Source organism: Candidatus Nomurabacteria bacterium, assembly GCA_023898645.1.
Taxonomy (GTDB): Bacteria; Patescibacteriota; Saccharimonadia; order Saccharimonadales; family Saccharimonadaceae; genus UBA2112.
Genome location: CP060232.1, coordinates 312,457 through 324,428 on the forward strand (window position 1 = coordinate 312,457; position 11,972 = coordinate 324,428).

The window sequence follows — 11,972 nt, forward strand, 5'->3', positions numbered from 1 at the left end:
AGGGTGGCGAAGGTGGGATTCTTCAAAAAGACGATTCGTGACGTACCGCTGGAGGGTAAGCGGGTGTTGGTGCGTGTAGACTATAATGTTCCTCTTAAAGACGGCAAGGTGAGTGATGACTTGCGAATCCGAGCCAGCCTACCCACGCTGCAATATTTGTTAGACCAAGGCTGCTCTTTGGTTCTGATGAGTCATCTAGGCCGACCCGAGGGGCACGATATGCAGTTTAGTATGGAGCCAGCAGCGGTACGACTAAGCGAACTTATAGGGCAAGAAGTGTTGTTTGTCGACGATATCGTCGGCGACGCCGCCTACCAGAAGGTGAATAAGGCGCCGGCTAAGAGCATTGTCATGTTGCAAAATCTTCGTTTTGACCCCCGAGAAGAGGAAGACGACGACGACTTTGCAAAGGGGATTGCTCATGTGGCACAGGCGGATTATTTTGTGCAAGATGGTTTTGGCGTTGTTCACAGGGCGCACGCTAGTACGCATGCGATCACATTGCAGCTTCCGAGCGTGTCCGGACTGCTACTCGAAAGGGAATACGTCACAATTACTCAGGCTATGGAAAATCCTAAACGACCGTTTGTATCCGTTCTTGGTGGCGCCAAGGTAAGCGACAAGGTTCAAGTAGTTGAACGATTTGTTAAACTTGCCGATTCTGTGCTGATCGGCGGGGCGATGGCGAATACTTTTTTGGCGTATAAAGGCGTTGATATGGGAGCTAGCAAAGTTGAGGCCGACCAAAAGGAAACTCTTGACGGCGTGTATACTGCCGTACGCGAAAAAGCCGGTGAAAAAGCAGACGACTTTCTGATATTGCCAACTGATGTTGCCGTGGCAACAGAGATAAATGACACAGTTCCTCGAAAGGAGTGTGAAGTTAGTCAGATAAAGCCAGAAGAAAAAGCGTTTGACATCGGACCACAGACAATCGAGAGATTCTGTAGCGTAGTAGAAAACGCTGGTACGGTAATTTGGAACGGACCGCTCGGTATGTCAGAGTTTTCTAATTTTGCACATGGTTCAGCCCGGCTTGCTTTGTCGCTAGCGACGCACCCTAACGTCACTTCAATCGTTGGAGGTGGAGATACGGCCGATTTCGTATTGAAGTGGGATAGCAAAAAAGGCGGTAGTTTTACCCACGTTTCAACCGGTGGAGGCGCGAGCCTTGATCTGATGGCTGGCAAAAAATTACCTGGCGTCGAATGCCTACTCGACGCATAAAAGAAAATAGAGTAAACTAATTGCAGAAAGCGTAAGCGGTATGTCAACCACCAAAAAACTTATCGTCGGTAACTGGAAAATGAACATGAACGTTCATGATGCCAGCATGTTCGTACACAAGCTCTCGCAGAGAGTATCTGTTCATCGTGACGTAGAAGTGGTCATAGCTCCTACGTTCCTTGCTTTGCAGCCGCTTAGCCTACAGGTTGATCGTCGGCAGTTCAAACTGGCGGCTCAGAATTTTTATTGGCGCGATAGTGGAGCGTTTACAGGTGAAGTGTCTGCGGTGCAGCTTCGAGGGCTAGTCGACTACGCTATCGTCGGTCACAGTGAGCGTCGCCATATATTTCATGAACACGACAAAGATATTCGCAGCAAGGTTCAATCTGCAATTAGAAACGGCATCAAGCCGATCCTTTGTGTCGGTGAAACTGCGCATCAAAGAACTGTTGGCGAAACGGCCGATGTCATCCACGACCAATTACTGGGCGGCTTGGCAAATGTTACCAGTGAGGAATTTAGTCACATTACAGTCGCATACGAACCAGTCTGGGCCATTGGCACAGGAGTTAATGCTTTGCCTGAAGATGCTAAAAAAGCCGCGCGTGCCATACGACGTCAAATTACTCATCTGTACGGTGAAAAGGCGGCAAGCGAATTGCGTGTACTTTATGGCGGTAGTGTGAAATCAAATAATGCGTCGGCATACCTCAAAACAGACGGTGTGGACGGATTACTTGTGGGCGGCGCTAGTTTGTTGGTAGAGGAATTTGAAGCAATCGTCGCTGCTGCGCACGGAATAGAGGACGAGCAATGAGCGATATTGATTTTGACGAGCTAGACAAAGCTGTTAATTCTTTGATGGGTAAAGCACCTGTACAAAAGGACGACGTAAATCCGCAAAATACGTTGTCTATCAGTTCTACGCTGCAGTCAGATCAAAAGCCAGCATACGACGCTCTTAATAAAGTAGTCGAAGAAATCGGCAGTGAATCGCTTGAAACTAATAGCGGACAATCCGCTGCTGGTAATTTGAGTGTTGATGGCGATACGGCACGCGTCATTAAGCTAGACCAAGAGAAGCTAGATGCGGCCGAAAAAGCAGGTGTGATTCCTTCTATAATGGACAAACCCGCGGCGCCTGTTGCTAAACGACCTAGCAGTGGACGATTCATGGATGTTGTGCATCCGTCTGCAGATATGCGATCAGCTCCACCGACATCAGAGTCTACACCGCCGCGACTTGTTGGTCCGGTACCGCCAGCACCGACTACCCCGGCTACACCAGCACCGACCGCTCCAGTAACCACTGTGCCATCGGCAGCCCAAGAACTTGTATCGGCATCTCCTTTTCTGACGGACGCGAAAGTAGAAAAGCGTCCACTTGGTGGTGAACCACCGACGGGCGGCCCAGTCGTTGCTGATAGCGCTACTACTAGTGAACAGGGTGGTTTGGTTGATGCTGGAGACGAAAATTCTCCTGAGAATACAGGCGCAGATCAGCAACAGACGCTAAACGCCGAGGATTTTAGTTCCGAGACTGATAATCAAGATCTGCAACTACAGAATATTGAGTCAGCTTTTGATACATCATCACATCAAGCACTTCAGTCTTTGGAGTCTGGAGATGCTGGAGACGTACCGGACGATACACTTACTTCGACTAAAGCTGCGCCAGTAGCTGCAACTCAGTCACTTTCACATCCGCCGAAACAGAAATCAGGCTGGGGCATTGTCATTATCATTGCAGTCATTATTGTTCTCTCAATAGCAGTTGCCGGTGCTGCTTACTTTTTCGTCATCAAGCCTTAGCGGCATCCTGTATACTAGATAGGAATGAAAAATATCCTTGAGGGTCTTAATGAGGCACAGACTGCCGCTGTGCGTCAAACGTCTGGACCGTTGTTGATTTTGGCAGGCGCTGGCAGTGGCAAGACAAAGACCGTGGCACATAGGATTGCGTATCTTATGCAGCATGAGTCGGTTTGGCAAAATGAAATTTTGGCGGTTACGTTTACCAACAAGGCGGCTCGTGAGTTGCGCGAGAGGGTATGGAAGTTAACTGATGGCAAAAGCGGAGAAGTTCCACGTTCCTATATGCCATGGATGGGGACGTTCCATGGTATATGTGTACGGTTATTGCGGCAGGATGGCGCGGCAATTAAGGTTGCGCCGAATTATGTTATATATGACGAAGATGATCGCCAGGGTTTGATTAAACAAGCCATGAAACAGCTGTCTATAGATGCACAACAAATCAAGCCGAGAGCAGTTAGTAGTATCATCTCAAACGCAAAGAATGAGCTCAAGACTCCCGAAGACATGGAGTCGTCGGCAAATTATCCGAATGCCCGTAATATAGCTAAGATATATGCAAGTTACGAACGGTTGCGAAAAGCTGCCGGAGCACTCGATTTTGATGATTTACTTATAGAAACAGTTCGACTTTTGCGTGATTACCCAGACATTCGCAAGAAATGGCAGCAGCAATTCAAATACATTTTTATCGACGAATATCAGGATACAAATGCTGCGCAGTACGCCATCGTTAAATATTTAGTGGGTAAAGACCAAAATATTTGTGTCGTAGGTGACGACTGGCAATCAATCTACAGTTGGCGTGGTGCTGATTTTACAAATATTTTGAATTTTGAGCGAGATTATCCATCGACGACGGTTATTAAACTAGAACAAAACTATCGTTCAACTAGCGCGATACTCAGTGCCGCTCAAACTGTCATTAGTAAAAACAAGGTTCGAACCGACAAGGAGCTATGGACGGACAAGGGCGAAGGTGCGCCGGTTGAGGTGCACGCGACGTACGATGAAACCGAGGAGGCGAGTCTAGTTGCTGGACGGATTGCGACGCATGTGAGCATGGGTGCGCGCCGATACAACGACTTCGCAGTACTGTATCGCATGAACGCACAATCAGCGGCGCTAGAAAGGGCGTTTCGCTTGCAACGTATTCCCTATCAACTGATAGGCGGCGTGCGATTTTATGACCGCAAAGAGATTAAAGATATCATCGCTTATCTACGTATCATTTATCAGTCAAATGATCGTTTGAGTTTCAGTAGGATCGTCAATGTACCGACACGTGGCATCGGTGCGACGAGTCTCGAGCGGTTTCTGATATGGCAGAGCAAGACAGGTATGGACATCATTGATGCGCTTTATCACGTCCATGAGGCCGACGGGCTGACGCCAAGAGCCAAGACTGCGCTTGGAGTACTTGGTTCACGCCTGCGTGAATTGCAGTTGATGGTACAGGAAGAAGCGGCGCCAGCCGACATCATCGAGCGTCTTATCAAGGTCACAAACTATCGTGATTATTTGCAAGATGGTACTCCGCAGGCCGAGGAACGCGAAGAAAACATAGGTTCATTAATCTCGGACGTAAAAGTGTTTGCAAGTTTGTCTGAATTTCTAGAAGAAGCAGCGTTGATTTCAAGTGCAGATAGTGCCGCAGATGGAGATAAAGTAACACTAATGACACTTCACGCGGCTAAGGGTTTGGAATTTCCAGTCGTGTTTATGGTGGGCATGGAGGAAGGAATCTTTCCTCATAGCAGAGTTTACGATGCTGGTCCTGCCGAGCTCGAAGAAGAGCGCCGATTGTGTTACGTGGGTATGACGCGAGCTCGCGAGGAATTGCATTTAACGTATGCTCGTGCGCGACTACAGTTTGGTCAACGTACTTATAATGATGTCTCGCGTTTTATAGGTGATATGGGCGACCAAGTGGCAGCGATTGAACAACCAGTGTTTGGCATAGACCGCGAGTACGACGAATTTATGAGTGACGCACTACCGTTTGAAGTTGGCGATCGTGTACGTGCAGCGGCGTTCGGAGACGGTGAGATCATTGATGTTGACGGCTTGGCGGTGACGATTCGTTTTGATCGCGGCGGCACAAAAAAGCTAAATGCCGAGTATGCACGGTTAGAAAAGTTGTGAAGCATCGACGTCGCGTATATTTGATGGCCGGTCTAGTTGTTAGTCCGTTTGCAGTTATCGGTTTACGGCTTTACACCAAAGTGACAAGACGCCCGCGCGTTCGTGTGTTGGTGACGAATGAAAAAGACGAAGTTTTGTTGCTTCGTGGTGTCATCGCGAAGGGGAGACGGTGGAGCCTTCCGGGTGGTGGAGTGAATCGCAGGGAGTCATTGCCGGCTGCGGCTCAGCGTGAATTATACGAAGAGACAGGTATAGACGTAGCGACGTCTAAGTTGCGTCACCTCAGGACGGTGCCTAGGGCTGAGCTCAATCTTCCGTTTGACGCGCCAGTTTTTCATGTAAAGGTTAAACGAGCTGATTTACCCGACACACCCCATAACCCAAGAGAAATAGCACATGTTGCGTGGTTTCGCACAGACGACCTGCCTAAACACGTGTCTGCTCTTGCCCTTGAGATTATTGCTAAATATCATACATAACTAGTGTAAAAAATTGCTCATTTTTGCCTGCTCCAGTACAATGGAGTGAGCCCGTTGCGTGGGTTTTTATACATGAACATGCATTTAATCACTCTAAAACGCCGGCTCTTCTTGGTAGGGGCATGCTTTATTGTAGCTGGAGGATTTTTTGCCAGCCACGCAAACGCAGCGACAACTGATTCTGCTCAGAACGGTCGTTTGATTACTATCCATGATCGCGGTGAAACGAGAGTTATTTTGACGCATGCGCAAACTGTTCGTGATGCACTTGCCGACGCGCATATACCGGTTGTTAGCCAAGACACCGTTGAGCCGAATCTTGGTGATCGGCTTGTCGCGACTGACTATACGGTCAATATCTATCGTGCTCGACCGGTCATCGTCGTCGATGGAGCAGTTCGCGCAAAAATTATGACAGCCGCACAGACACCTGAGGGAATTACGGGTGCGGCCGGTATTATCCTTAACGACGAAGATCGTACTACGCTAACTTCAAGTAACGACATTGTTTCTGACGGCGCTGGTGATGTACTGACAATAGATCGTGCTACCATGTTTACTCTAAAGCTCTACGGCACTGAAATTACAGCGTATAGCCACGAGGCGACCGTAGGAGAGATGCTAAAGCAAAAAGGAATTGAGCTAGCGCCAAGTGATGATATGTCTGTGCCTCAAGATGCACCTTTGGTCAGTGGAATGAAAATAGAAATTTGGCGAGATGGTATACAGACAGCTACAGCTAAAGAGGTGATTGCTTTCCCTGTGCGAGAGGTGCAAGATTTTGATCATCCATTGGGCTATCACCAAGTCAAGACTCAAGGGGTCGACGGCCTAAGAAACGTGACATACGAAATCAACATGCGTGATGGAAAAGAGATAGGTCGTAAAGAAATTCAAAGCATCATATTAAAGCAGCCAAAAGAACAAATTGAGATTGTCGGTGCAGCTCCGCCTCCTGGTTCTCACCAAGATTGGATGGCTGCTGCCGGTATAGCTTCGAGTGATTATGGATTTGTTAGCTATATCGTTGATCACGAAAATCGCAGCTGGAACCCATGCAAGATACAGGGCGGAGCGGTCGACTGCTCATTTAGCGGTGAGATTATGGTAGGGTACGGGTTAGTACAAGCAACACCTGGCAATAAAATGTCGAGTGCTGGAAGTGATTGGCAAACCAACCCTGTAACGCAGTTAAAGTGGGCATCGAGTTATGCGGTCGGACGATATGGTAGTTGGAAGAATGCATATATATTCTGGCTTGAGAACAACCACTGGTAAAATAATAATTATGACAGCTCCGAATAAATCTCTTGGGCAGCATTGGCTACATGATCGCGATGTACTCGCGCATATTGCTGATTGCGCAAACCTGACTCCTGATGATACCGTGCTCGAAATCGGTCCCGGCTTAGGTACGTTGACATCTGAACTGTTGCGACGAGCTGGCAAAGTCATTGCCGTTGAATTTGATGCGGAGTTGGCACGTAAACTCCCCGGCCAGTTTCCAGGCAAGAACTTAGAGGTCGTTCATTCCGACATCTTGTCATTTGATCTGAGCAAGCTACCTGCCGGATACAAGGTAGTGGCTAACGTGCCCTATTACATTACGAGCAAAATCGTACAGCTACTTATGACGGCAGACAATAAGCCTGCCAATGCGGTGTTGCTCGTACAAAAAGAAGTCGCCGAGCGGCTGGCGGCCAAGCAGGGAGATATGAGTATTCTGGCAATTAGCGCACAGGTTTTTGCCGAGGTGAGTTTGGGTGATGTCGTTCCAGCGGCGCTGTTCACCCCGCCGCCGAAAGTCGACAGCCGAGTCGTGGTACTGGAGACGCACTCGCAGCCACTCGTTAATTCCGAAGATGAAAAAGCGTTTTTCCGCGTGGTTAAAGCTGGCTTTTCCGCAAAGCGCAAAAAACTTCGCTCGTCGCTGTCCGGTGGGCTTGGTATTTCAAAGCAAGAAGTCGAGGAGATGCTTACAAAAGCTGACATATCGCCTGATGCTCGTGCCGAAGATTTATCAATTAGTGACTGGCTCAAGCTTTTGTAAGTCTATCTGTTATAATTACCCCAATGGGAAAAAACTTATACATCACCACAGCTATACCGTACGTCAATGCAAAGCCGCATATTGGCAATGCACTTGATTATCTGATTGCCGACATCTGGGCAAGATACCAGACGCAAAACGGCAAAAAAGTTCGATTTCAGGTGGGCACCGATGAGCATGGTAATAAAATTGCCGCTAAGGCAGCGGAAGCTGGGCTCGAGCCAAAAGCCTACACCGATCAAATGGTCGTGAACTTCCAGGCGCTCATGCAAAAGGTTGGAGCACAGTATACCGACTTTGTTCGCACGACCGACGACCACCATGTGGCCGCCGTGCAGTGGATCTGGCAAAAGCTCGCACCATACATCTACAAAGGTAAGTACGAAGGCTGGTATTGCGTTGGCCACGAAGCCTTTTTTACGGACAAAGAAGTTCAGGCAAACAGCGGTACTTGCCCAGACCACCAGAAGCCGTACGAACGAGTAAGCGAAGAAAATTACTATCTAAAAACGAGTGCATTTACTGATAAGATTCGTGAAGCCATTGAAAAGGATAAATTGAAAATCGTTCCTGAATTTCGCAAACGAGAATTTTTGGAATTGATGAAAGACGGTCTGAAAGACGTAAGTATTAGTCGACCAAAAGGTAACCTGACATGGGGAATACCCGTACCGAACGATCCTAACCAAGTAATGTACGTATGGCTTGATGCGCTTGCAAATTACATCACGGTGCTTGGGTACCCCGACCAAGCAGAATGGGCAGAATACTGGCCAGCTGACGTACAAGTAATCGGCAAAGACATCTTGCGTTTCCATGCGGGTATTTGGCCGGCGATGTTGCTTGGTCTTGAAGTGCCGCTGCCAAAGTCACTGCTAGTGCACGGTTTCGTCAATGTTGGCGGAGCCAAGATGAGCAAGACGGTAGGCAACGTCGTAGATCCGATTGAAATTATCGATGGTTACGGTGTCGATGCTTTCCGCTACTTCTTTGCTCGTCACATACCTACGCAGGACGATGGCGATTTCACCTGGGAGAAATTTGAAACGGCTTATAATACAGAGCTTGGCAACGACCTCGGTAATTTAGTTCAACGTGTGGCAGCTATGATTACGCGTTATCAGGCTGGTGTCATCGGTGACGCGCCACAGGCTGAGCACGACATGTTGCCATACCGTGATGCTATGGACAGCTTGAATTTCAACGTAGCGCTCGATCACGTGTGGGAGAATGTCCGCAATCTTAATCAGTACCTTGAGAGAGTTAAGCCTTGGGAAGTTGCAAAAGACCGCGAAAAAGACAAGGATGTTGCAGAGCATCTTAGCGAAATTCTCTCTACTGCCGTCGGTACGTTGCTACAGATTGCCGATTTACTCGTGCCATTTATGCCGAACACTGCTAACTACATACACAAAACGTTTGAAACTGGCGTTGTTGTGCAACAAGAGGGTGTGCTTTATCCGAAAATCTACAAACACACACCAGATCCACACGCCCCAAAAGGAGCTTAAGTGTTGATTGATACTCATTGCCATATTCATGAGGCGGATTATCCACTTTCGGTTGACGATGTTTTAAAACGCGCAGCAGCGCAAGGCGTCGAAAAGATGATTTGCGTCGGTACGAGCGAGCAAAGTTCCGAGGACGCAATAAAGTTTGCCGCCGAACACGATAGTGTTTATGCGGCAGTCGGCGTGCACCCTCACGACTCCAAGGATGGTTGTACCAAAATTTCTGAGTTTGCCAAGCAAGGAGTTGTTGCTGTCGGTGAAATAGGTCTAGATTATTTTTATAATCATAGTTCGCGCGATGTTCAGATTGCGGCGCTTGAATCGCAGATACAGACAGCACTCGATAACAATCTACCAATCATTTTCCATGTGCGTGAAGCGTTTGATGATTTCTGGCCTGTATTTGACAATTTCCATGGTATTCGTGGCGAACTACACAGTTTTACTGACATACAGACCAATCTAGACAAGGCATTTGAACGTGGTCTTTTCGTTGGTGTTAACGGCATCAGTACGTTCACAAAAGACCCGGCGCAGCAAAAACTCTATGCAACCGTTCCTCTCGACAAAATGCTGCTCGAAACGGATGCGCCGTTCTTGACGCCTACCCCTTATCGTGGTACTATAAACGAGCCTGCATATGTGAGTGAAGTGGCGAAACACCATTCTGCGATTCGCGGAATTTCTGTCGAAGACGTGGCTGCCGCAACAACCGCAAATGCGACCGCGCTGTTTAAACTATAGCGTTTCTAAAAAAATCCAATACAAACACGCGAAACATCACATTAATTGGATTTATCGATGCAATCATCACCAAACGACGTCTACCGACCACCAGCTACGAACGAAACTCCTGCCACTCAGCCTATTGAAGGTAGGAGCTATGACCCATTGGAAGCAGCGCGTCAAAAAAGAATTAACGAAGCCAAAGCTGATTTGGAACGATATTATTTTGCAAAAACAGCACTTGCTGACGGAGCGGAGACTAGTCAAGCCTCGCGACAGGTGGCCGGACGTACTCAGACTGAACAGCAAGTTGACTATGCGCATGAGATTCTGCCGTACGTTAAGCATTTAGGCGAGTTTATTGAATATCAACGCGAGGAGGTAATCAAAAATGGCTGGTCTGTTTAAAAAATCTCTGAAGTTACTTACCGGTAGTGACGACGTGAAGTTTACTGGTTTTACGCGTCGTACCAAACCGACGCGTCGCGAGCTCATTCAGCGCGAGAGCGAAATTGGTGGTCACTTATTTGGCCCGATTCCAGTCGGGCATCATCGGCAGTTCTTCAATATTGATCCGACGACATGGGTATGGTACGAGGAGTGGGTGGACTCAAAAGGTCAACAGCAGCAGGCGACAACTCGTTATGAGATTCATGAAAACGGCATACTGAAAGTGCAAGAGGGTGCTCGATACTATTACATTGAAGGCAGCGAGCTGACTAACTTAGTAACTGCGATGCGACTCTACTTCGAGAAAGTCACCCGTGATGTTTATCACCGCGACCCAGTGTCCGGTAAACGACTCGCCTCGGCATAACCGCATTGGCGATACGTTATAATGGATACGATGACTGTCTATCTTGATCACGCGGCCGCAACGCCACTCGACTCAGATGTACTGGCTGCCATGCAGCCTTATTTTGCTGAAAAGTTTTACAATCCGTCTAGCCCCTACGCGCCAGCCGTTGCCGTACGGCGTGAATACGAGGCTGCCAAAGCGACGATAGCGTCTATCATTGGTGCACGTTCTGGTGAATTGACTATGACAGCCGGCGCGACCGAGTCAATCAATTTGGCGTTTGGCTCTGGTAGCGGCCACGTGGTGACGACTATAGCCGAGCATCAAGCGGTTTTAGCAGCAGCGAAGCAACATGACTGCACGCTAGTTCCCGTCGACCATAACGGACGTGTTGACGTTAACGAAATTATAAAAGCAATCCGAGAGGATACGTGGTTAGTGAGCGTAGGTTTGGCTAATAGCGAAATCGGTACGATTCAGCCCATAAGTAAAATTGCCGAGGGCGTAGCTCGTGTGCGTAACGACAGGCTTTCCCAGGGCAGCACGACTCCGCTGTATTTGCATTGCGACGCGTCACAGGGCGCAGGCCAGCTTGACCTACATGTTGCGCGGCTAGGAGTAGACATGTTGACGCTTAACGCGGCGAAAATTTACGGTCCGAAGCAAGTCGGACTGCTTTATGCGGCACGTTCGGTAAAACTGCAGCCACAGATTGTTGGCGGCGGCCAAGAACAAGGTCTCCGAAGCGGTACCGAAAATGTCGCTGGAACCATTGGTATGGCGGTTGCCATGCGACAGGCCGACAAGCGTCGTCACCAGGAAGTTTTTCGGTTATCTGGACTACGAAATGAACTTCAAAAAAAATTATGCGATGCATTTCCCGAAGCCGCAGTATCTGGTCACCAAAAGCACCGTTTGGCCGGGCACTTGCATATTTCATTTCCAGGACTCGATGCCGAACGATTAGTGTTCGGGCTTGAGTCGCGAGACGTTTTGGTAGCGACGGGTAGTGCTTGCGCTGCTAACAAAGGTACGCGGTCGCATGTATTGACTGCTATCGGGCTGGACGACGCGACAGCGGACGGTAGCCTGCGGCTGACCTTGGGTAAGGACACTGATCAAGTCGCAATTGATTTTGCGGCGGAAGCAATTATAGCCGAGGTTAATCGTGAAAAGGCGAGGATTAACCGTGTTTAAATTACCAGTTACTTTCGTGGCAT

12 protein-coding genes are annotated in these 11,972 nt (G+C 48.5%); all 12 read left to right on the forward strand.

Annotated features, from left to right (window positions below):
• Nucleotides 1-12 precede the first annotated feature (12 nt).
• The 12 genes from H6797_01525 (at nucleotide 13) to H6797_01580 (ending at nucleotide 11,949) form a co-directional block, all read left to right on the forward strand.
• Nucleotides 13-1,227 carry a phosphoglycerate kinase gene (locus H6797_01525; protein USN96859.1) on the forward strand — a complete coding sequence of 405 codons (1,215 nt, stop codon included), beginning with the start codon at nucleotides 13-15 and terminating at the stop codon, nucleotides 1,225-1,227.
• 40 nt (nucleotides 1,228-1,267) lie between these two features.
• On the forward strand, nucleotides 1,268-2,044 hold the full coding sequence (locus H6797_01530; GenBank protein USN96860.1) for a triose-phosphate isomerase: 777 nt from the start codon (nucleotides 1,268-1,270) through the stop codon (nucleotides 2,042-2,044).
• On the forward strand, nucleotides 2,041-3,039 hold the full coding sequence (locus tag H6797_01535; protein ID USN96861.1) for a hypothetical protein: 999 nt from the start codon (nucleotides 2,041-2,043) through the stop codon (nucleotides 3,037-3,039). The genes H6797_01530 and H6797_01535 overlap by 4 nt, the downstream gene beginning before the upstream one ends.
• A gap of 24 nt (nucleotides 3,040-3,063) precedes the next feature.
• The gene (locus H6797_01540) at nucleotides 3,064-5,187 is read left to right on the forward strand and encodes a UvrD-helicase domain-containing protein (GenBank protein USN96862.1); all 2,124 of its coding nucleotides are present in this window, start codon (nucleotides 3,064-3,066) and stop codon (nucleotides 5,185-5,187) included.
• Between the two features lie 23 nt (nucleotides 5,188-5,210).
• Complete coding sequence (locus H6797_01545) at nucleotides 5,211-5,666, forward strand: NUDIX hydrolase (protein USN96863.1); 456 nt, start codon at nucleotides 5,211-5,213, stop codon at nucleotides 5,664-5,666.
• 72 nt (nucleotides 5,667-5,738) lie between these two features.
• Nucleotides 5,739-6,944: a DUF348 domain-containing protein gene (locus tag H6797_01550; protein ID USN96864.1), complete on the forward strand. Its 1,206-nt coding sequence runs from the start codon at nucleotides 5,739-5,741 to the stop codon at nucleotides 6,942-6,944.
• Nucleotides 6,945-6,954: 10 nt separating this feature from the next.
• The gene (gene rsmA, locus H6797_01555; GenBank protein USN96865.1) at nucleotides 6,955-7,716 is read left to right on the forward strand and encodes a ribosomal RNA small subunit methyltransferase A; all 762 of its coding nucleotides are present in this window, start codon (nucleotides 6,955-6,957) and stop codon (nucleotides 7,714-7,716) included.
• A gap of 23 nt (nucleotides 7,717-7,739) precedes the next feature.
• Nucleotides 7,740-9,227 (forward strand): methionine--tRNA ligase, encoded by a 1,488-nt coding sequence (locus H6797_01560; protein USN96866.1) that lies wholly within the window; start codon nucleotides 7,740-7,742, stop codon nucleotides 9,225-9,227.
• A complete protein-coding gene (locus tag H6797_01565; protein ID USN96867.1) occupies nucleotides 9,228-9,971 on the forward strand; it encodes a TatD family hydrolase in 744 nt (247 codons plus the stop codon). It abuts the gene before it with no gap.
• Nucleotides 9,972-10,028: 57 nt separating this feature from the next.
• On the forward strand, nucleotides 10,029-10,361 hold the full coding sequence (locus H6797_01570; GenBank protein USN96868.1) for a hypothetical protein: 333 nt from the start codon (nucleotides 10,029-10,031) through the stop codon (nucleotides 10,359-10,361).
• Complete coding sequence (locus H6797_01575; protein ID USN96869.1) at nucleotides 10,345-10,770, forward strand: hypothetical protein; 426 nt, start codon at nucleotides 10,345-10,347, stop codon at nucleotides 10,768-10,770. The genes H6797_01570 and H6797_01575 overlap by 17 nt, the downstream gene beginning before the upstream one ends.
• Before the next feature lie 21 nt (nucleotides 10,771-10,791).
• On the forward strand, nucleotides 10,792-11,949 hold the full coding sequence (locus H6797_01580; GenBank protein USN96870.1) for a cysteine desulfurase: 1,158 nt from the start codon (nucleotides 10,792-10,794) through the stop codon (nucleotides 11,947-11,949).
• The last annotated feature ends 23 nt before the right edge of the window (nucleotides 11,950-11,972 follow it).